The organism is Caloramator sp. mosi_1, from assembly GCF_028622835.1.
Lineage (GTDB): Bacteria > Bacillota > Clostridia > Clostridiales > Caloramatoraceae > Thermobrachium.
In genome coordinates this window covers 1,433,230-1,454,202 of sequence record NZ_CP117677.1, presented here as the reverse complement: position 1 = coordinate 1,454,202, position 20,973 = coordinate 1,433,230, and the positions used below count along the sequence as shown (strand labels likewise).

19 protein-coding genes and 15 pseudogenes are annotated in these 20,973 nt (G+C 33.1%); 3 read left to right on the top strand and 31 right to left on the bottom strand.

All coding sequences use genetic code 11. From position 1 onward, the window contains the following. Positions 1-14 precede the first annotated feature (14 nt). From PL321_RS10340 to PL321_RS10220, 25 genes and pseudogenes are all read right to left on the bottom strand, one after another. Positions 15-485 carry a glycoside hydrolase family 36 N-terminal domain-containing protein gene (locus tag PL321_RS10340; RefSeq protein WP_273961963.1) on the bottom strand — a complete coding sequence of 157 codons (471 nt, stop codon included), beginning with the start codon at positions 483-485 and terminating at the stop codon, positions 15-17. Between the two features lie 47 nt (positions 486-532). Next, positions 533-613 carry a hypothetical protein gene (locus PL321_RS10335; protein ID WP_273964519.1) on the bottom strand — a complete coding sequence of 27 codons (81 nt, stop codon included), beginning with the start codon at positions 611-613 and terminating at the stop codon, positions 533-535. A gap of 132 nt (positions 614-745) precedes the next feature. Beyond that, a pseudogene (locus tag PL321_RS10330) lies at positions 746-2,402 on the bottom strand (beta-galactosidase); the annotation flags it as partial. Between the two features lie 194 nt (positions 2,403-2,596). Continuing rightward, on the bottom strand, positions 2,597-2,896 hold the full coding sequence (locus PL321_RS10325) for a substrate-binding domain-containing protein (protein WP_337961150.1): 300 nt from the start codon (positions 2,894-2,896) through the stop codon (positions 2,597-2,599). 71 nt (positions 2,897-2,967) lie between these two features. Continuing rightward, positions 2,968-3,609 carry a LacI family DNA-binding transcriptional regulator gene (locus tag PL321_RS10320; protein WP_273961962.1) on the bottom strand — a complete coding sequence of 214 codons (642 nt, stop codon included), beginning with the start codon at positions 3,607-3,609 and terminating at the stop codon, positions 2,968-2,970. Between the two features lie 165 nt (positions 3,610-3,774). Beyond that, a pseudogene (locus PL321_RS10315) lies at positions 3,775-4,582 on the bottom strand (acetyl-CoA carboxylase carboxyltransferase subunit alpha); the annotation flags it as partial. Further along, positions 4,582-5,422, bottom strand: a pseudogene (accD, locus tag PL321_RS10310) (acetyl-CoA carboxylase, carboxyltransferase subunit beta). The pseudogenes accD and PL321_RS10315, both read right to left, overlap by 1 nt. Positions 5,423-5,436: 14 nt before the next feature. Beyond that, a pseudogene (locus PL321_RS10305) lies at positions 5,437-6,779 on the bottom strand (acetyl-CoA carboxylase biotin carboxylase subunit). 11 nt (positions 6,780-6,790) lie between these two features. Further along, positions 6,791-7,185 (bottom strand): annotated as a pseudogene (fabZ, locus tag PL321_RS10300) (3-hydroxyacyl-ACP dehydratase FabZ). Between the two features lie 27 nt (positions 7,186-7,212). Next, a complete protein-coding gene (locus PL321_RS10295) occupies positions 7,213-7,335 on the bottom strand; it encodes an acetyl-CoA carboxylase biotin carboxyl carrier protein (protein ID WP_273961961.1) in 123 nt (40 codons plus the stop codon). Positions 7,336-7,558: 223 nt separating this feature from the next. Beyond that, a complete protein-coding gene (locus tag PL321_RS10290) occupies positions 7,559-7,684 on the bottom strand; it encodes a hypothetical protein (RefSeq protein WP_273961960.1) in 126 nt (41 codons plus the stop codon). Beyond that, positions 7,681-8,909 (bottom strand): annotated as a pseudogene (gene fabF, locus PL321_RS10285) (beta-ketoacyl-ACP synthase II). The gene PL321_RS10290 and the pseudogene fabF overlap by 4 nt, the downstream one beginning before the upstream one ends. Before the next feature lie 10 nt (positions 8,910-8,919). Further along, on the bottom strand, positions 8,920-9,042 hold the full coding sequence (locus PL321_RS10280) for an SDR family oxidoreductase (protein ID WP_273964517.1): 123 nt from the start codon (positions 9,040-9,042) through the stop codon (positions 8,920-8,922). Further along, positions 9,042-10,154: pseudogene (locus PL321_RS10275) on the bottom strand (SDR family NAD(P)-dependent oxidoreductase). The gene PL321_RS10280 and the pseudogene PL321_RS10275 overlap by 1 nt, the downstream one beginning before the upstream one ends. Beyond that, on the bottom strand, positions 10,117-10,572 hold the full coding sequence (locus PL321_RS10270; protein WP_273961959.1) for an ACP S-malonyltransferase: 456 nt from the start codon (positions 10,570-10,572) through the stop codon (positions 10,117-10,119). The pseudogene PL321_RS10275 and the gene PL321_RS10270 overlap by 38 nt, the downstream one beginning before the upstream one ends. Next, a pseudogene (gene fabK, locus PL321_RS10265) lies at positions 10,573-11,516 on the bottom strand (enoyl-[acyl-carrier-protein] reductase FabK). Then, positions 11,516-11,746, bottom strand: a complete 231-nt coding sequence (gene acpP, locus PL321_RS10260) for an acyl carrier protein (RefSeq protein WP_273961958.1) — start codon at positions 11,744-11,746, stop codon at positions 11,516-11,518. Before acpP ends, fabK begins: the two are co-directional and overlap by 1 nt. A 12-nt stretch (positions 11,747-11,758) precedes the next feature. Continuing rightward, positions 11,759-12,716: pseudogene (locus PL321_RS10255) on the bottom strand (beta-ketoacyl-ACP synthase III). Continuing rightward, a pseudogene (locus PL321_RS10250) lies at positions 12,717-13,117 on the bottom strand (MarR family winged helix-turn-helix transcriptional regulator). Between the two features lie 277 nt (positions 13,118-13,394). Then, a complete protein-coding gene (locus tag PL321_RS10245; protein WP_273961957.1) occupies positions 13,395-13,691 on the bottom strand; it encodes a hypothetical protein in 297 nt (98 codons plus the stop codon). A 32-nt stretch (positions 13,692-13,723) separates the two neighbouring features. Next, positions 13,724-13,984 (bottom strand): hypothetical protein, encoded by a 261-nt coding sequence (locus tag PL321_RS10240; RefSeq protein ID WP_273961956.1) that lies wholly within the window; start codon positions 13,982-13,984, stop codon positions 13,724-13,726. Between the two features lie 47 nt (positions 13,985-14,031). Beyond that, positions 14,032-14,172, bottom strand: a complete 141-nt coding sequence (locus PL321_RS10235) for a hypothetical protein (RefSeq protein ID WP_273961955.1) — start codon at positions 14,170-14,172, stop codon at positions 14,032-14,034. A 14-nt stretch (positions 14,173-14,186) separates the two neighbouring features. After that, complete coding sequence (locus tag PL321_RS10230) at positions 14,187-14,588, bottom strand: CPBP family glutamic-type intramembrane protease (protein ID WP_273961954.1); 402 nt, start codon at positions 14,586-14,588, stop codon at positions 14,187-14,189. A 164-nt stretch (positions 14,589-14,752) separates the two neighbouring features. Beyond that, positions 14,753-14,923, bottom strand: a pseudogene (locus PL321_RS10225) (PspC domain-containing protein); the annotation flags it as partial. 269 nt (positions 14,924-15,192) lie between these two features. After that, positions 15,193-16,107, bottom strand: a pseudogene (locus PL321_RS10220) (TIGR01212 family radical SAM protein). An 80-nt stretch (positions 16,108-16,187) separates the two neighbouring features. Between PL321_RS10220 and PL321_RS21350 the strand changes: the two are divergent. The 3 genes and pseudogenes from PL321_RS21350 to PL321_RS10200 all read left to right on the top strand — a co-directional run bounded on the left by PL321_RS21350 (position 16,188) and on the right by PL321_RS10200 (position 17,089). Continuing rightward, positions 16,188-16,507, top strand: a pseudogene (locus PL321_RS21350) (FUSC family protein). Positions 16,508-16,512: 5 nt separating this feature from the next. Next, the gene (locus tag PL321_RS10205; RefSeq protein WP_273961951.1) at positions 16,513-16,635 is read left to right on the top strand and encodes a hypothetical protein; all 123 of its coding nucleotides are present in this window, start codon (positions 16,513-16,515) and stop codon (positions 16,633-16,635) included. Between the two features lie 16 nt (positions 16,636-16,651). Further along, complete coding sequence (locus PL321_RS10200) at positions 16,652-17,089, top strand: Fur family transcriptional regulator (RefSeq protein WP_273961950.1); 438 nt, start codon at positions 16,652-16,654, stop codon at positions 17,087-17,089. Here PL321_RS10200 and PL321_RS10195 read toward each other — a convergent pair. The 6 genes and pseudogenes from PL321_RS10195 to PL321_RS21330 form a co-directional block, all read right to left on the bottom strand. Next, positions 17,079-17,527: pseudogene (locus PL321_RS10195) on the bottom strand (threonine/serine exporter family protein). The gene PL321_RS10200 and the pseudogene PL321_RS10195 sit on opposite strands and share 11 nt — an antisense overlap. A gap of 9 nt (positions 17,528-17,536) precedes the next feature. Beyond that, positions 17,537-17,968 carry a threonine/serine exporter family protein gene (locus tag PL321_RS10190; RefSeq protein WP_273961949.1) on the bottom strand — a complete coding sequence of 144 codons (432 nt, stop codon included), beginning with the start codon at positions 17,966-17,968 and terminating at the stop codon, positions 17,537-17,539. After that, a complete protein-coding gene (locus tag PL321_RS21345) occupies positions 17,881-18,246 on the bottom strand; it encodes a threonine/serine exporter family protein (protein WP_443110773.1) in 366 nt (121 codons plus the stop codon). Before PL321_RS21345 ends, PL321_RS10190 begins: the two co-directional genes overlap by 88 nt. 330 nt (positions 18,247-18,576) lie before the next feature. Next, the gene (locus PL321_RS21340; RefSeq protein WP_443110653.1) at positions 18,577-19,482 is read right to left on the bottom strand and encodes a glycoside hydrolase family 31 protein; all 906 of its coding nucleotides are present in this window, start codon (positions 19,480-19,482) and stop codon (positions 18,577-18,579) included. A 2-nt stretch (positions 19,483-19,484) separates the two neighbouring features. Continuing rightward, positions 19,485-20,525: pseudogene (locus PL321_RS21335) on the bottom strand (TIM-barrel domain-containing protein). Between the two features lie 115 nt (positions 20,526-20,640). Then, on the bottom strand, positions 20,641-20,940 hold the full coding sequence (locus PL321_RS21330) for a hypothetical protein (protein WP_443110652.1): 300 nt from the start codon (positions 20,938-20,940) through the stop codon (positions 20,641-20,643). Positions 20,941-20,973 lie beyond the last annotated feature (33 nt).

The following is a 20,973-nucleotide window of genomic DNA, read 5'->3' as shown; positions in this document are numbered from 1 at the left end:
AGGTTGTCTAAATTTTACACCTTCTTTACCCCAATGACCCCTACATTGTTTATGTAATATCCTAATCCATCTAAATTGAGTTCAAAGGAGAATAACTTTTCAAATCTTACCCTTTCTTCACCAAAATTTATAACTTCAACACATCTTGCAAACAAATCCTCTTCTTCATAAACAATATATTTAAGTTTTACTTCTACTTTATAATGTTCATCTTGAAGTGCAACTTCAACATAATCATCCTCTACTTTAACATCCTTAAACTTTAAAACAAGGTCTCTTGTTCCATCTTCAAACTCAGCCTTAAGACAGGTTTCTTTAAACCTTAGCTTTCCGTGATAAGACAACTCCTCCATAGCTACATCATATATTGAATCATTAGAGGAGACCTCCCTTATCTCCTCTAATTTAAAATCCTCTAATGGTATTTTTTCTCCAAAATAAACGTGTCTTATAAAATCCTCCTCGATTTTAAACACATATTGCATAGATTTAGTATAAAGCCCAATATAATCTTTATATTTTTTACCCCCATCTATTTCACCTCTATAATCTTACTATCATAAGGCATAAGTTTTACTCCTAAAACTTCCTTTTCCTCCTCTGTATGATTCATAACAAACACATACTTTTTGCCATTTAAATACCTTGTATAAACCTCAACGCCGTAGGGTGTATTATAGTGTTCAATATTATTTTTCATTATAATTTCCTCTGCTATTTTTAATAAAACTTCTTCATCAGCAGAAGTTCCAATGTAATATACCTTTCCTTCTCCAAACCTATTTAATGTTATACACGCCTTTTGGTTATAGAATTTGTCTTCATATTTGTAAAGAGCCTCAGCCTCTTTAACATTTATCATTTCTCTCATAACTTTGCATTTCGTTTTTCCAAACTTACCGTCTGCATAGGCAAATTGACCTTCCTGTAATGATTCTATTTCCTCAATCTCAATTCCTGTAAGCTCTGCTAAATTGCAGGGCATTGTCTTACCAAGATAAAGATTATTGTTTCTATCCTTTATAGAAGTTCTATATGTAAAAATTATAGTACCACCCTTTTTAGCAAATTCCTCAAGCTTTATTTTTAGTTCTTCATCAATTATCATCATAACAGGTAGTACAACCACCCTGTAATTACTAAAGTCCTCCTTTGAATCAATAACATCAATATGAACATTATGTCTATAGAAGGCGGTGTATAGCTTTAACATTTCATCTTTATAATTAAAAGCAGTACTCTGAGGCTGAATCTTCCAAGCCCATATATTTTCATAATCATATAAAAAGGCTATTTCAGATTTTATTGGACTCTGAAGTAATTCTTTATGCTTCTTTGCATCTTCAAAGAACTCCTTAACCTCTCTAAATTTTCTTCCCTCTCTATTGTCTTGATCAATTATGCCTAAACAAAACTCCTCGGTTCCAAAGGTTGCTGTTCTATATCTAAAGAACAGTACAGATTGTGCCCCGTGAGCTACTGCCTGATATGCCCACATCTTTGCTTGGTTAGGTCTTGGAAGATAACCTATTATAGTGTGTCCTTGTGCTCCCATAAGTTCTTCCACAATCCAAAAGTTTTTTCTCTTAAGTCCCCTTATAAAATCTAAATCCATTGCAATATTTGCTGGAGTTATTGGTTCTTTTAACCCTCCCCATACGGGATAATTATCATAGGATGCAACATCCATAAGTTTTGTCATTTCATTATGGTCAAAATTTTTATCAAAATATCCACCTGCTATGTTGGTTGTAATTACAGCCTTATCACCTAATATACCTCTTATAATCTCTACCTGAAGCTTTGCATATTCAGTTATTGACTTTGACATAAACCTTTTATAATCAAGCAGCATTGAAGGATTGTGATATGTTATTGTCTTAAGTGGGAGTGGAATTTCTTCAAAGCTATTATAGGTCTGACTCCAAAAACTGTCCCCCAAGTTCTATTAAGATTATCTATTGTTTCGTACCTCTCCTTTAAATATTCTCTAAAACTATTTTTACAAGTATCACAGAAACATAAATCACTACCTTCGTGTCCAAATTCATTATCTATCTGCCAAGCTATTATAGAATCCTCATTCTTATAGTGGTCTACAAGCTCTGTAACTATCTTTTTGTATATTCCCTATATATTTTGCTATTATAGCAATATATTCTTCTCCCACCAAAGCTCCTTGGCATTAAATTTTCATCCCTTTGAAGTATATCTGGGTATTTATCTATAAGCCAAGCTGGAGGAGTTGCAGTTGGAGTTCCAAATATAACCTTTATTCCTCTTTGTTTAAGCTTTTCTATAACCATATCAAAGAAGGAAAAATCATATTGTCCTTCTTCTTTCTCCATTATATGCCAAGCAAACTCTCCAATCCTAACTACTTCAACCCCCATATCTACCATTCTATCAATGTCCTGGTCCATTAATTCAATAGGCCAGTGTTCTGGATAGTAGTCAACTCCAAAAGCTTTTCATTATACACACCCCTTTAGAAAACGTTTTCAATTCTATTATAAAATAATTTTTCTAAATTGTCCATCAATTTAATCGCAACAAAGGTCTCAAAATTAGGCGTTTTTACCTAATTTTGAGACCTTTATACCTTACAACTTTCCCTAAGAATTAGTTTTGTATTAATTAGTACCTTATCAGCTTCGTATCCCGATTCTATATAACTAAACAGCATTTCTGCTGACTTTTCACCAAGCTTTTTCATATTTTGATCAACTGTTGTCAGCTTTGGAGTTGTCATTTGGGATAGAATGATATTATCAAATCCAATTATAGAAAATTCATCTGGCACCTTAATCCCAAGTTCGAGGCAGGCATTTAAGGCACCTGTTGCCATAAGGTCGTTGCAGGCAATAAGTGCAGTAAAATCCTTTCCTATTTTTATTTCACTGTTTAAGCGTAGTATTGATTTTTTAGTATTTTCAACAACTTCAATACTATTTCCACCATTAACTGTTAAAATGTATTCTCTACTTTCAATATTTTTAATAAATTTTTGTATATATTTTCCTTTAAATCATAAGAATAGCTGCTTTCACCTCTAACAAATATTATATTCTTATGCCCTGTCTTATTCAGATGTTTTAGGGCATTTTTAAAGCCGTTTTCCTCATTACTTATAACAAAACTTAAATCTATCTCCTGATGATATCCATTTACAAAAACTACAGGAACTGTATTTACTATTTCATTATAAAAGCCTGAAAGTATATTTTCTGTCTGTGGGTCTACAACTATTATTCCATCTACATATCTTTCTATAAATTTATTTACTGCATTTATTTCTGCCTTTGCTTCTCCATTTGTAATATTTAAAAAGATATCGTAACCATTGGTTCTGGCATATTTTTCTATACCATCTACAACCTCTGTAAAATACATATTCGTTATACTCGGTATAACAATACCTACACTATTTGTTTTTCTACAGACAAGACTTCTTGCAATTAGATTAGGTTGAAAATTTAGTTTCTTTATTGCCTCCTCAACCCTTTGTCTTGTTTCTTGCTTTACAGGATAATTCCCATTTATAACTCTCGAGACTGTTGTAATAGATACCCCTGCCTCTTTAGCAACATCATTTATAGTTACTGGCATAAACATCACCCTATCTTATTTAATCAACTCCATTATACGAATATTTTTACAACTTGTCTATAATAATTCATATTTAAATTAAAATAGGTCACAAATGCGACCTATTTTTTAACACTTCTATTAAATTCTTCTTTATCTCCTCTGCCACCAATTGAGGTGCTTTGTGGGCTCCCCTACTGGTTCCTTTATTATCCTGCTTATAATTCCAAGTTCCTTTAAATCATAGGCTGTCATCTTCATAACATCAGCAGCCTCCTTAGCTCGTGATGCATCCTTCCAAAGAATACTTGCAAAACCTTCAGGAGATAAAATAGAATAGACAGCATTTTCAAGCATCCAAATTTCATCAGCTACAGATATTGCAAGGGCGCCTCCACTTGAGCCTTCTCCTATAACTATTGCAATCTTTAGTGTATCTATAGTAGACATCTCCATTAAGTTTCTTGCTATAGCTTCTGCCTGTCCTCTTTCCTCTGCACCTATTCCACAGTAGGCACCTGGAGTATCTATAAATGTTATAATAGGTCTTTTAAACTTTTGTGCCTGTTTCATAAGCCTAAGGGCCTTTCTGTATCCTTCAGGGTGAGGCATTCCAAAGTTCCTATAGAGATTTTCCTTTGTATTTCTGCCCTTTTGTTCTCCAATTACCGTAACGGGTATTCCATTTAATGTAGCAATTCCTCCAACAATTGCTGGATCATCTCCATATAATCTATCTCCGTGCAATTCAATAAACTCATCAAATATCATTTCTATATAATCAAGGCTTGTGGGTCTGTCATTCATTCTTGCTAAGACAACTCTATCCCAAGGGGTAAGTTTACCTGACAAATCATTTCTAAGTTCAAGGAGCTTCATTTCCATTTTTCTATTTCACTTGTTAAGTCAATATTATTTTCAGTTGAAATCTTTCTTAGTTCCTCTATTTTAACCTCCAGCTCCTCTATCTTTTATCTAATTCTAATATAGACATTACCTCACCCCCAAGTGCATTTTTAATAAGCTGTTTATCATATTTCTCATATCCCTTCTATCTACAACCCTATCAACAAATCCGTGTTTCAGTAAGAATTCTGCTGTCTGAAACCCTTCTGGAAGCCTCTGTCTTATAGTTTGCTCTATAACTCTTGGACCAGCAAAACCAATTAAGGCACCTGGTTCTGCAAGTATAATATCTCCCAGCATTGCAAAGCTGGCAGAAACTCCTCCTGTTGTAGGATCTGTTAAGTAGGATATGTATAAAAGTCCCTCTTTGTTGTGTCTTGCAAGTGCAGCACTGGTTTTTGCCATCTGCATTAGGGATACAATTCCCTCCTGCATTCTTGCTCCACCTGATGTTGTAAATATAATAAGGGGAGTTCTTTTTCGATTGACTTATATACAAGCCTTGTTATTTTCTCTCCAACAGCATATCCCATACTGCCCATCAAGAATCTATTATCCATAACTCCAAGTGCTACTTCTATTCCCTCTATTTTACCAAATCCAGTTATGACAGCTTCCTTCAATCCTGTTTCTTCTCTAATTTTATTTAACTTTTCCTGATACCCTGGAAAGTTTAAAGGATCCTCTCCTACAAGATCCCTATCAATTTCTTCAAAACTTCCTTCATCACAGAGCATCTCTATTCTTTGGGGTGCAGTAATTCTAAAATGATATCCACAACTTGTGCATACATAAAGGGATGAAACTAAATCATCCTTATATATAATCTTTTACATCTATCACATTTTATCCATAATCCATCAGGTATATCTATTTTTACAGATACATTATCATAAAAATCTCTTTTTTCTATCAAACATATTGTCAATCATACTGTCACCCCTAAATATTAAAATTTTTCTTAATAAAGGATGTATCATAGTTTCCTTCTATAAAGTCTCTATGATTTATTATTTTACTTAGAAATTCTATATTTGTATCAATCCCATCAATTATTAGTTCATATAATGCTCTATTCATCCTACTTATAGCCTCTTGCCTTGTTTCCCCATAAACAATTAGTTTACCTATCATTGAATCATAATGGGGTGGTATCTTATATCCCTGATAAATATGGCTATCAAACCTCACTCCAAAACCAGATGGAACTATCAATCTCTTTATTTCGCCAGGTGATGGCATAAAATTTTTATCTGGATTTTCAGCATTAATTCTACACTCTATGGCGTGTCCCTTTATTTTTATGTCATCCTGTGAAAACCTCAGTCTTTCTCCCATTGCTATTTTAATTTGTTCCTTTATTAAATCTATACCCGTTACAAGCTCTGTAACAGGATGCTCAACCTGTATTCTTGTATTCATCTCCATAAAATAAAAATTTCCATACATATCTAAGAGAAACTCAATTGTTCCTGCATTTTTATAATTCACAGCCTTTGCCGCAGATATTGCAGCCTCTCCCATACTTTTTCTTAAAGCATCACTTAAAAGAGAACTTGGTGCCTCCTCTATAACCTTTTGATTTCTTCTTTGAATAGAACAGTCTCTTTCTCCTAAATGAACCACATTACCATACTCATCCGCAAGTATTTGAAACTCAATATGTCTTGGTTTTTCTATATATTTTTCTAATATATAAACTTCCATCTGAAAAGGCAGCCTCTGCTTCTTGTTTTGCTGAGGTAAAGTTTTGTGCAAAATCCTCCTCTTTAAAAACAAGTCTCATTCCTCTACCTCCACCTCCAGCAGAGGCCTTTATCATAACGGGGAAGCCTATTTTTTAGCAATCCTAAATCCCTCGTCTAATGATTTTACAGCACCGTCTGAACCTGGAACTACAGGAACTCCAGCAGCCTTCATTGTTTCCTTTGCAACTGATTTATTTCCCATAAGAGATATTGATTCAGGAGATGGTCCTATAAATTTAATACCACACTCTTCACACATCTTTGAAAATCTACTGTTTTCAGATAAAAACCATAACCTGGGTGTATTGCTTCACATCCAGTCATTAAAGCTGCTGTTAATATGTTTTGCATATTTAAATAGCTGTCCTTCGATTTAGCTGGACCAATACATATTGCGTGGTCTGCAAGATGTGCGTGTAGACAATTAGTATCTGCCTCAGAATATACAGCAATCGTCTCAATTCCTAATTCTCTACAAGCCCTTATTATTCTAACAGCTATTTCACCTCTATTTGCAACAAGTATCCTTTTCATAATTAACCTCCAGCCTATGCTGTAATAAACATAATCTCTGCTTCACAGGCAATCTCATCACCAACGTAGGCAATAGCTCTTCCAACTCCTGCCCTTGACTTTAGTTTAACCATCTCTACTTCAAGTCTTAAAACATCCCCAGGAACTACCTTTCTTCTAAACTTTGCATTGTTAATTCCACCAAAGTATGCCATCTTACCCTTATAATCCTCGTGGGATAAAACTGCTATAGCACCAACCTGAGCAAGTGCTTCAATTATTAAAACTCCTGGCATTACAGGTTCTTGTTCAAAATGCCCTTGAAAAAAATACTCATTAAACGTAACATTTTTATATCCAACTGCCCTTTTTCCTGCCTCAAGTTCATCCACTCTATCCACAAGCAAAAAGGGTATCTATGTGGAATTATTTTTTTATATCATTAATTGTTAGCACATCATTCACCTTCCTTTTGAATTCTAAAGAGTGCTTGACCGTATTCTACCATCTCGCCATTTTGAACACAAACCGCCGCAACTATACCATCAATCTCTGCTTCGATTTCATTCATTATCTTCATAGCCTCAATTATACAGAGTATATCTCCTTTTTTACCCTTTGGCCTACTTTAACAAAGGCTTCTGATTCTGGTGATGGTGCACTATAGAAGGTACCAACCATAGGTGATTTTACAACTATCTCATCCCTAATTTCCTGTATTGTTGCCTTCTCTGTTTTTTCATAGGATTTTTCTTCAACTTTGTCTGCTGAAATTGCCTTTTCAAATCTTGGAACTTCCTTTATTACAACACCTTCACATTCTTTTTCATTATTATTTTTATACCGCTCTCTTCAACCTCAAAATATGTTAAATTTGAATTGCTTACACATTCAATAAGTTCCTGAAGTTTTTGTATCCATAATATCAACCTTCCCATTTCTTTAATAATATGCTGGCATTATGTCCACCAAAACCTAAAGAGTTGGATAGAGCATAATTTACCCTCATACTGCGTCCCGTATTTGGTACATAGTCTAAGTCACAGTCTTCATCCTTAACGTTTAAATTTATAGTCGGATGTACAAAATCCTCCTGAATAGATTTTACGCATACTATCGCCTCAACTGCACCAGCTGCACCAAGAAGATGCCCTATCATTGATTTTGTTGAATTAACAGCTACCTTATAGGCGTGCTCCTTAAAAGTCTCTTAATTGCTGTTGTCTCAATCTTATCATTATAAGGTGTACTTGTTCCGTGGGCATTAATATAATCTACACAGGTCACATCAATTTCTGCCTCTTTTATTGCCATATCCATAGCACAGGCTGCACCTTCACCTGTTTCAACTGGTGCTGTAATATGATACGCATCACAGGTTGCACCATAGCCTACAACCTCTGCATATATCTTTGCTCCTCTTTTAGTGCGTGTTCCAAGCTCTCAAGTATTAGAATTCCACTTCCTTCTCCCATTACAAATCCTTCTCTTTCCTTATCAAATGGGATTGACGCCCTATTTTTATCTTGGCTAAAACTTAACGCCTTTAAAGAACTAAATCCTGCAAGAGCAAGAGGAGTTATTGCTGCTTCAGTTCCCCTGTTATTACAACATCAAGCAATCCTAATTTAATTAATCTGAAGGCTTCACCTATAGCATTGGTTCCTGATGCACAGGCTGTAACAACTGTATTTGCTATTCCCTTTGCACCAAACTTTATTGCAACATTTCCTGCTGCAAGATTGCTAATCATCATTGGTATAAAATATGGTGATACTCTTCCTGGACCCTTCTCTAAAAGTATACTATGTTCATTCTCAAGTGTTTTAATTCCTCCAACACCAGAACCTAACACAACGCCGAATCTGTATTTATCCACATTTTCAATATCAAGTCCTGAGTCTAATACTGCCTCATTTGCTGCAATAAGAGCAAATTGTGTAAATCTATCAATTCTTCTTGCTTCTTTTTATCAAGATAGTCTTCTGCATTTATGTTAACTTCTGCCGCCAGTTTAGCCTTGAAATTTTGATTATCAAAAGATTTTATAAAATCTATAGCATTTCTACCTTCCTTAAGACCATTCCAAAAATCCCTTACATTATTTCCAAGTGGAGTTACGGCTCCAAGTCCAGTTACAACAACTCTATTCATACTACACCTCCTACATAACCATTCCACCATCAACATTTATAACCTGTCCTGTTATATATGACGCCTTTTCTGAAACTAAAAACCCTACTAAATTTGCAACATCCTCTACAGTTCCAACTCTCTTTAAAGGTATTAAATTTTTATTCCCTCTTTAACCTTGTCACTTAAAACCTTTGTCATATCTGTATCTATATACCCAGGTGCAACAGCATTTACTGTAACACCTCTTGAAGCAAGCTCTTTAGCAACAGATTTAGTAAGCCCTATAACACCCGCCTTTGAAGATGCATAGTTTGCCTGACCAACATTTCCAATTAAACCTATTACTGAAGATACATTAACTATCCTACCTGCATCGGATTTCATTATGTAAGGTGCTGCGTGTTTTATCATATTAAAGGTTCCCTTAAGATTAACGTCTATTACTGAATCAAAATCCTCTTCCTTCATTCTTAAAATTAATGTATCCTTTGTTATACCTGCATTATTTACAAGTATGTCTATTCTTCCAAATTTATTTACTGCTTCATCTACAATCTTTTTGCATCATCATAGTTACTTACATCTGCCTTAACAGCTAAAACTTCTACACCATATTTTTGTTTCTTCAATTGTCTCTTTAACATCATCTTCACTTTTTCTATAGTTTAAAACTAAGTTTATCCCCATCTTTGCAAGCTCACTTGATATAGCCCTTCCTATTCCACGGCTTGCACCAGTTATTATTGCTACTTTCATATTACTCACCTCCAATATACTCAAGTGTTTTTCAAGAGATTTTATATCTTCTACATTAAGTGTTGTTAGTTTTCTATCTATCTTCTTTACAAATCCACTTAAAACCTTAGATGGACCAAGTTCAATAAATGTATCATATCCATCTTGAATTAATTTTCTTACGCCCTTTTCAAAGTATACTGGAGACGTCATCTGCCTTTTTAAAATTGTCTTTATATCACAATCTTCCTTATAATAATCACCATATAAGTTTGAAACTATCTTCTTATTAGGAAGACTTATATCTATATCCTTTAATACACTATAAAATTCCTCACCTGCATCCTTTAGCATTTCTGTATGAAAAGCTCCACTTACATTAAGTTTTACAGCTCTTGCTCCTTTTTCTTCTGCAATCTGCATTGCTTTGAGTATCGCCTCTTCTTCTCCTGCTATAACAACCTGCTTTGGACAATTAAAGTTTGCAGCTCTAACAAATCCTACACCTTCTGCTTTTGCAAATTTCACAGACTTCAGTTTCCTCAAGTCCTACTATCGCAGCCATAGTACCTTTTGTTTTTTCTGCATACCTTTGCATTATTTGTCCTCTTTTTCTAACAAGTTTTGCACCATCCTCTAACGTAAAACTTCCTGCAAAACAGAGGGCTGAATATTCTCCAAGACTAAGCCCTATTGCTGCCTCTACTTCTATTCCCTTATACTTTAAAATATTTAATGCCGCCATACTTACAGTAAATATTGCAATTTGTGCATATTCTGTTTTATTTAAATTGTCTTGTTCTTCAAAGCAAAGTTTTGCTACATCTACGTCAATACAAGAATTTATTCTATCAAAAACTTCTCTACCTTCCTTTAATTCATAAAGTTCTCTACCCATATTTAAATATTGACTTCCCTGTCCTGCAAATAAATAGGCTATCTTCATTTATTTCACCATCCCACCTAAGGCTTTATAAAGGATTGAAGCCTCATTTATTATTTCCTCGATAATTTCACTACAAGTTTGTTCCTTTTTTACAAGTCCTGATACTTGACCTGCCATTACAGAACCAAAGTCAGTATCTCCATCTATTGCTGCTCTTTTTAAAGATCCTGCAGCCTTTTGTTCAAAAATTTCAGCATCTAGTCCTTGCTTTTCGATATTTAGAAGCTCTCTTGTAAATCTATTTCTTAAGGAACGAACTGGATGTCCTGTCGATAAGCCTGTAATTACTGTGTCAATATCCTTTGCTGATAAGACTCTCTGTTTGTAGTTTTGATGAACATTACATTCCTTTGCTACTAAAAATCTTGTTCCCATTTGTACTCCTACAGCCCCTAAAGATAAAGCTGCTAAAAGGCCTCTACCGTCGGCTATACCTCCTGCTGCAACAACAGGTATTGAAACAGCATCAACAACCTGTGGTACAAGTGCCATAGTCGTAAGTTCTCCTATGTGTCCTCCAGACTCGTGTCCCTCTGCTATTACTGCATCTACTCCACTTCTTTCCATTCTCTTTGCAAGTGCAACAGAAGGAACAACTGGTATTACCTTTATATTATTTCCCTTCCACATTTCAACATACTTCCCTGGATTTCCTGCACCCGTTGTGACTACTGCTACCTTTTCTTCACATACAACCCTTGCTATCTCCTCTGCATAAGGACTTAAAAGCATTATATTTACACCAAAGGGTTTATCGGTTATTTTTTTGCCTTTCTTATTTCTTCCCTTACTATTTCTGCTGGTGCGTTTCCTGCTGCAATAATTCCAAGTCCACCTGCATTTGAGACAGCAGCTGCAAGGCTACTGTCTGCAATCCAGGCCATCCCACCCTGGATAATAGGATGTTCTATATTTAAAAGTTCACATAGCTTTGTTTTTATCATTATTCCTCACCTATTCTTTCCTTTATGTAATCTACTACATCCTTCACTGTTTTTATACCTTCTGCATCTTCATTTGGAATTTCAATTCCAAATTCATCCTCAAGACTTATTAGTATTTGGAATAGGTCTAATGAATCTACTCCTAAATCAACAAATGATGTTTCCTCTGTTATTTCATTTTCATCTACATTTAATTGTTCTGCTATTATATTTCTTATCTTTTCAAACATTGTAATTCCTCCTTATATACTCCAATTTATTATAAGGCCTCCTGAGGTTAATCCTCCTCCAAAGCCAACCAAAACAACCTTGTCATTCTTTTTAACATTCCCTTTTCTTGCATTTCACAAAGGGCTATTCCTATACTTGCAGATGATGTATTACCATATTTATCTATGTTTACGTAGAATTTTTCTTTTCCTATACCTGTTTTTTCTGCTGCATAGTCAATTATTCTAACATTTGCCTGGTGTGGAACCACATAAGATATATCTTCTTTTTGTAAATTAGCATTTTTTAAAAGAATATCTATGCACTTTACAATTGCATTTGTTGCAAACTTAAATACTTCCCTTCCATCCATCCTTACAAAACTATCCCACGCGTTCTTTAATAAAACATTTCTTAAGGGCAATCCATTACATTCAAGATATTTTCCCTTTTCTCCATCTGATGAAAGAAACATACTTAAAACACCATCTTCAGATGCCTCCACTACACAAGCAGAAGCTCCATCTCCAAATAAAACGCAGGTATTTCTGTCATTCCAATCAACTATCTTTGAAAGTGTTTCTGCACCAACAATAAGTGCGTATCTGTAGTTAAGTGATTTAAGCATTGCCTCTGCTGTAACAAGTGCATATATTAGTCCTGTACAACCCGCATTCAAATCAAAACAAGCTGCATTTTTCGCACCTATATTTTTTGTATTACGCAGGCTGTTGATGGAGTAAAATAATCGGGTGTTACTGTTGATACAATTATAAGGTCTATCTCCTCAGGCTTTATTTTTGCCATATCTATTGCCCTCTGTGCTGCAATACTTCCAAGGTCTGAGGTGTTTTGTCCAAGTGTCAATCTTCTTTCCTTTATTCCAGTTCTTGTTACTATCCATTCATCTGATGTATCAACATATTGAGAAAGTTCATCATTTGTCACAACCCTCTCTGGAACACAGCTTCCTATACCAATTAACTTCATCTATTCATCACCACCTATTTTTTTAAGCCTTACTTTAAAAAAGTTATTTAATTTTTCAAGGGAACTTATTAAAATCTTTTCTTCTTCATCAGTAAGCCCCTCAATTACCTCATTTATCATTGCACTGTGAAACTTTTCGTGCATTCTATAAGCAAGTTTACCTTTGTTGGTAAGGTGTACAAAAACAATTCTTCTATCCTCTTCTGAACGCTTTCTCTCTACATATCCTTTTTCTCAAGGTTATTTACTGCAACTGTAAGTGTTCCGACAGTTATGTTTAACTTCTCTGCAACTTCAGACATAGTCTTATCTCCATACATTCCAATTGCCTCTATTGTATGGATTTCTGTAATTGATAAATCGTTAAAGTCCTTTGATTTTAACGCCTGCTGTTCAATCATAAGTATATCGTTAAATAGTTCCACCAAAAGTTCATTTAGTACAGAATATGACTTTGACACAGTACCACCTCAATACTTTGATTATCAAATATTTTTATAATCAAAGTATAATAAAATTAAATCATTCTGTCAAGTAATTAATCTGACTTTTTACCAAAATATACATAATTATTTTAATTGTTCCAGTAATTAAAGTCAATTAATTGTAAGTTTGTTAATATTTTGTTTGTAAAATTAACTTCTAAACTTTTACAAAATAAAAAGGGCACTTGCCCCCTTATTCTAATGTTGTACTATCATTATTTATAGTAACTTCCTCTGTATTCTCTTTATACCCAACATTATCTTCTATATATTTATTTACCACATAAACTGTTACTAAAGTTACCATATAGGAATTAACAAGTGTTTGAACAAATGGAACTTTACTAAATACCAAGCCTACTACTGCACCTATAACAATATAAAATAGGAAAACTCCTAATATATTAAATAAATTTGAAAAACCAAACTTAAAGGATTTTTTAAAGGCTCCTGTAAATCCTTCATTATCAACAACAATAATTGGAATCACAGGTGTTACTAATATACCAAGAAAAACTAATATTAATATAAAAATAAATTTCCTATTATAAAAACTCCTAAAGAACCCTTAGTTGTAACATAAAGTATGCCTATTATAAACACAGACATAAATAGATAAACTATTAGTGCACCCATTAACGACAATACTACAACTAATATTCTAAGATAGTAGTTTGAAGAGCTCTTAAAACTTTCTCTAAAATCAACTTTATTCTTTAAAACTCTATCTTTAATCATCAAATTAGTCCAAGCTATAAGGTAGGGCGAAACTAAAACCATCAAAACTAAAATTAAAAGTGCAAACTTAATTTGTTTTGAATAGGCTTGAACTATACTATTAAAATCAAAGCCATATTCAAGTTGTATATCTTTTTTATTGGAAGTTTTAAATTACCTAAAAGGTTACATAAAAATAATGGAATCACTAAAAGAGGCTCTGTAAAAATCATCTTTAAACTTTTCTTGAACATAAATATCCCCCACATTACTTAAATATTAGATAATAGATCATTGAAAATACGACTGTTGAAGCGTTATAGATAAAATGTTGAAGCATAGTAAACATTATCGCCCTTGACATTTTCTGTTCAGTTCTAAATTTTATATAAGTAATTTGAAATAATACCGAAGGTAAAAATATTATAATAATATACGCCATTGAAAAATTGTGAGCAAATGCAAACAATGTAACTGTTATTGTAGCAGGTATTAAGGTATTCCATTTAGTTTTATTTCTTTTAAATGCACCAATTATTCCATATAATATTTCAAAGATACCAAACTGAAAAATAATCGTTTCTAAAACTGGTGACATTACAAGAGTTAACATCATCGCTAAGAAAATACTCTTCTCTAAAACCGACTGTACACCTGTATTCTGAAACAATGATAAGTCAACAAGTCCTAAAAAATCGAGAATATAAATAATTGTCTCAACTACAAAACCTGTTAGTACACCATATAGTACTGTTAACTTTACCCCATCCCTTTTAAATTAATGTTTTTATAATAGGCAACAACATTTGAATACATTTTATACCCCCTAAAAAATTATTCAATAGGCTCAAGTGGAATAACTATAGCACATATAATATAGGCCAAAATGCCTGAACCTCCAAGAAATGTAGCAAAAACCCAACCTAATCTTACCAATGTAGGGTCAATTTCAAAATAGTTTGCAATTCCTCCACAAACCCCTGCTATCATCCTTTCTGTCCTGGACCTATAGAGTTTTTATACATAATTTCACTCCTTTTTGTTTTTCTAAAACAAATATATTTTTATTTTTTCTATTTATGTATTTATTTTTATATATTTACTATTTTCTACTAAAACAATAATTATTTCAAGTTTTTTATTAAAATTTTTCTTCAAAATATTTAAAAGGTGAAGGTTCATTACTATTCAACATCCTCACCCACTTATAGAAGTGGGCGACTTCTGTCACTAATTAGGTTAAATAGTTGTTAATCCCTTCACCTAAGTATTAATTATGAAAGCCTGCCCTGCCAAGTATTTCTTTCGATAAACCTTCTATCTATTGCATTTAAAACTTCCCACTTCTTTAAACTCCACATAGGACCAATTAAAAGCTCCCTTGGACTGTCTCCTGTCATTCTATGAACAACCATATTTTCTGGTAGTCTTTCTATACAATCTACCACTAAATCTACATATTCCTCCATCTCTAAAAACTTAAGCTCTCCCTTTTCATATAATTCCACCATCTTTGTTCCCTTCATAAGATGAAGAAGATGAAGTTTAATTCCTTGTGTATTAGTGTTTGCTACAAATTCAACCGTCTCAAGCATTCTTTTTTATCTTCTTTTGGCAATCCAAGTATAACGTGGGTTACTACATCTATATTCCTTTTTTTAATTTTTCAACTGCATTAATATATGTCTCGAGCGGATAACCTCTATTTATAAGCTGTGCAGTATCATCGTGTATTGTTTGAAGACCAAGTTCAACCCACAAATATTTTTTTCATTAATTTCACTTAATAAATCCAGAACATCATCGGGTAAGCAATCTGGTCTTGTTGCAATTGCAAGTCCTACAACACCCTCTAAATTTAGAACGCTATAATATTTTTGCCTTAATACATCAACTGGTGCATAGGTATTTGTATATGCTTGAAAATAAGGAATATATTTTCCTTCCTTCCACTTTTTATTCATAATACTTTTTATATCATTAAATTGCTTTTCCAAATCCTCTCCACAGCCTGCAAAATCTCCCGAACCCCTTGCACTGCAAAATATACAACCACCACTTGATATCTTTCCATCTCTATTAGGACAGGAAAAACCTGCATCAAGGGATATTTTAAAAACCTTCTCTCCAAACTTCTGTCTTAGAAAATAATTAAGAGAATAATATCTTTTGTCTCCCCACATCTTCATCTTTATCACCACCTGTATTTGAAAATTGATGCGTCTTTGATTATAATAATCTTAATAAACAAAATTGTAAAGGTGATGCAATGAATATTGGCCTTAGAAATTTGAAAACTGCACTTTCTGTATTTTTATCAATTATAATTTCAAATTTATTAAAGCTTGATTATCCCTTTTATGCGGCTATTGCTGCACTTGTATGTATGCAGTCTACTTTAGAAAAACTTATACAGCAGGAAAAAACAGACTTTTAGGTACGTTAATTGGAGCAATTCTTGGGTTTGTATTTGCCTCCTTCTTTCCGACAAATGCAATTTTTTCAGCTGTAGGAATAATTGTTCTTATATGTATATGTAATAAGCTTGAATGGAATGATGCTATATCAATGGCAGGAATTGTTTTTTAGCAATTATGCTAAATATAAAGGATAATAAGCACGCACTTGTATACAGCTATAAGAGATTTTTCGAAACACTTATTGGAATTGCTGTTGCTTTCATAGTTAATTCATTTATATACCCACCAGAAAAATAAATTGGAGTGTGTTAAAATGAAACCTGTACAGCTTGAAGAAATATTAAAATCAAATGGATATAAAATGACAAATCAAAGAAGAGCTATATTAGAGGTTTTATGTGAAAACATTGGTAAGTTTTTATCTGCTGAAGATATATTAAATCTATCTAAAAATAAATGTCCTCAAACAAATTTTTCAACAGTGTATAGAAATCTTGAAATACTTGAGCAACTTGAGCTGGTACATAAAACAAATATGGATGCTCATAGTATCTGCTTTTATGAAATTATTGAGGTAGATAACCACCACCATCATATAATTTGCACAAAATGTGGTAAAACAAAGGCAATAGATTTTTGCCCTCTTGATATGTTTAAATCAAACATAGAAAATGAAGATTTTGAACTATTAGACCATAAGCTTGAGCTTTATGGGATATGTAGTGAATGCAAAAATAAGCCTAAGAAGTAAGCTTAGGCTTATTTTTATATCTTTCGTTAACTTTATAAAAGAATTGAAATACTGTTGATGCCAGCATTATACCAAAGGCGATTGCACCGGCAGTCCCTATTGTTTCTATTCCTTTATTTGCTGCAAATACAAGCCTTCCTTCAACTATTGCTCTAACTGTTGTATAGGCAGTTATACCAGGAACTAACGGATAGATTCCAGGAATGGAAAATACAAAGGCTGGGGTTTTTCGTTTTCTTGCCATAGCCTCACTATATACCCCACATACAAATGCTGCTAAAAAGTTGAAAAAACAACTCTTTCGGTTTGAATAAAAAATATTTTAAATACAACCCAAGATATTCCTCCACATACTCCAGCCCAAATTAGATTTTTTCTTTCAATATTAAAGAGTATTGCACCCGCAAAGCTTCCTATAAATGCTAAAACAAAATCCATCATAATACATCACACCCAACTTAATTGTAATATTAATGAAACACCAACACCAAGGCCTATTGCAATTGCAATAAATGAAGCTTCAATAAGCCTTGCAAAGCTCGATATAAAATCACCATACAGTGCATCCTTTATACCATTTGTTATTGCAACACCTGGAACAAGTGTCATAATAGCTCCTATTATTACTTTATCAATGTTTACATAGTATATAAATTTACCAACAATTATAGAAAGTACTCCTGCTATAAGTCCTGATATAAAAAACTCCAAAAATTGAAAAAATCCATATCTTTGAATGTTGTCTTTGATATAAAATATAAACATACTTATTATAAAAGCAACTAATGAATCTAAGAAACTTCCTCCAAAGAGCTTAGCAAATCCAAAGGCAACAAAACCTGATGATACAATTTGAAGCTTATAACTAAAATACGGCATATTTTTATACTATTTAGCTCCTGCATTGCCTCTTTATATGAAGCCCTTTCATTAAGAAGCCTTCTTGAAAAGGTATTAACCATCTCTACCCTATGGAGATCTACACTTCTATGCCTGATTCTTTTTACATTACTCAAAACTTCTCCATTTTTATTCCTTACCGTTAGTGAAAAACCCGTTGGCATAACAAAACATTCACATTCAACCCCATAGCTGTTGCAGATTCTTGTTATAGTATCCTCAACCCTATATATTTCTGCACCACTTGATAGAAGTATCTCCCTGCAAAGCTGGCTATATCCATAACTTCCTTGATGTTCACAATATCACCTTTCCTTAATTTTATAATGACAATAAATAATATATCATAAATTCAATGTAAGGTTTATTATTTATTAGTTAAATTAACTTAAATAAATTGTAAACTATTGTAAAAATATTTTGATATTATTATTTACACTATGTTTACAATTTATCAACAACATCTTAATATAGAACCTGTATTATTAGATACGTAGAGTGAAGCTCAAATTTCCCCCATAATAGTTCCCCTTTAATATAGATTTATAAAAATATGGTATAAGCCGGCTAAATAGCCGGCTAATTTCCTATATAAATAACTTTATATTGCAATTTTTTAGGCCTAAAGAAATAACTGTATCATTTCCATCAACTTCAGGTTTAACTTCAACATCATTTACTTTAACATTACTTGCTTTAATGTTCTTTAGTCTAAACTTTATATTTTTATATCCCATATCGAATCCTTTATATTCAATGCTAAATTGAATGTTTAAGACATTCTCCTGTTCAAACTGTGCTATCTTATAGAGATTATACTTACCTTCCCTATAATTAAATGTCTCTCTATCATCCTCATAATGAACATAGCTTCCATTTCCTCTATAGACTTCAAATTCAACTTCCTTTAATTCCTTTTCTCCAATATAGTCCATTTCTTCATAGGTTGGAATAATGCTTCCTGCCTTTATGTATATCGGACAAATGTCAATTGGAGCCTCTTTTAAAACCAGTCTTTTGCCTTCTAATCTTTCACCTGTCCAATAATCATACCATACTCCCTCAGGTAAATATACTGCTCTAAAGTTTTTTCCTTGCTCTAATATCGGAGCAACTAAAATATTTTCACCAAATAGGAATTCATCGTTTAATTCATAGGTATTTTTATCATTCATATAGTGCATAAATAAAGGCCTCATTATTGGAAGTCCCTTATTTTCTGATTGATAAAATAGGTCATAAAGATAAGGAAGTAATTTATATCTAAGCTTTATATACCTTCTATTTATTTCTTCTGTTTTTTCATCAAAAGCCCAAGGCTCTTGGTCTCTTGTGTTTACGCAAGAATGGTTTCTAAATAGAGGTGTAAAACATCCAAGTTGTACCCATCTTGATAAAAGTTCTGGTGTACAATCAAATTGGAAACCTCCAACATCTGTTCCACAGAAGGCAAATCCTGAAAGCCCTAAGTTTATTAACATTGGAACAGCCATTCTTAAATGTTCAAAAAGCTGTGGTTATCTCCAGTCCAAACAGTTGAATATTTTTGTGTTCCTGCAAAACACGCCCTTGTTATAACAAATGGTCTTTTATTTGAATATCTTTTATTCCCTCATAAGTTGCCTTTGACATTAAATGCCCATATACATTATGTATTTCCCTATGGTCTGTTGGGAATCCATCATTTTTAAACTGAACATCATCTGGAAGTGGTCCACGGAAGGAGGCAGGCTCATTCATATCATTCCATATTCCAGCTACACCACTGTCTAACATTACCTTTTGTTTTTCTGACCACCAACTTCTAACCCTTCTATCTGAGAAGTCAGGATAAAGGGATTCACCTGGCCAAACTTCATTTACATAAGGTATACCGTCCTTATCGGTTGCAAAATATCCATTTTCAATTCCTTCATCATAAACATAGTATCCCTTATCCTTTTTAACTCCAGGGTCAATTATTGTAACAACCTTAAATCCCATATCCTCTAACTTTTTGTAAATTGTTTTGGGTCTTTAAATTTTTGCTTATCCCAAGTAAATACTCTATATCCGTCCATATAATCAATGTCAAGATATATAACATCACAGGGAATGTTTCTTTTTCTAAAGTTTTCTGCAATCTCCATTACCCTACTTTCTGGAGAATAACTCCATCTGCACTGCTGATAACCAAGTGTCCACATTTGAGGAAGAGGAGTTCTTCCTGTTAAGTATGTATATCCATCAATAACATCTACAACTTCTGGACCATATATAAAATAGTAATCTAAGTTCCCATCATCTGCTCCAAAATAGTAATAATTACTGTTTTCCTTTCCCATATCAAAATATGTCTTAAAGGTATTGTCAAAGAATATTCCAAAAGCCTTATTATCTCTTAATGTAATAAAGAAGGGAATGGATTTATAAAGTGTAGTATAGCTTTCAACGTGGGGTTTTGGATCATCTGTATTCCACATTTCATAGTAGTATCCTTTTTATTAAGATGACCTGTTTTTTCTCCAAAGCCGTAAAAATATTCATCTCCAAGCATCTTTTTATAACTTCAATTTTATGTTTTTTAAAATCAGCCTGGGTGCTTATTCCTTCTCCCTCTGCAATTGAAGTATTTCCACGTCTTATAAATGGTTTCCTCTCACCATCATAATCTAAACATAATGGATTTTTTCTTTATCATAAAAATTAACTTTAAAATTATCGTATACTACTGCAATAACATCATCTGTCTCTATCTCTACCCTATCTTGAAACCTTTTTTCTGTAATATTTGACTCTATTATTTTTAAGTCTTCAATTGCCTTTGAATTGTGCTCATTATATTTGATAGGAACAAAAACATTTATAATCCTACTGCTTATTACTTCTAATATCCCTTCTCCATTTTCAAAACTAAATAAAAACTTATTTCCTTCTTTTTGTAATCTCTTAGTTTTCCAAGCAAAAATCACTCCCTTCAAGTTTATTTTACTACAAAATTAAAC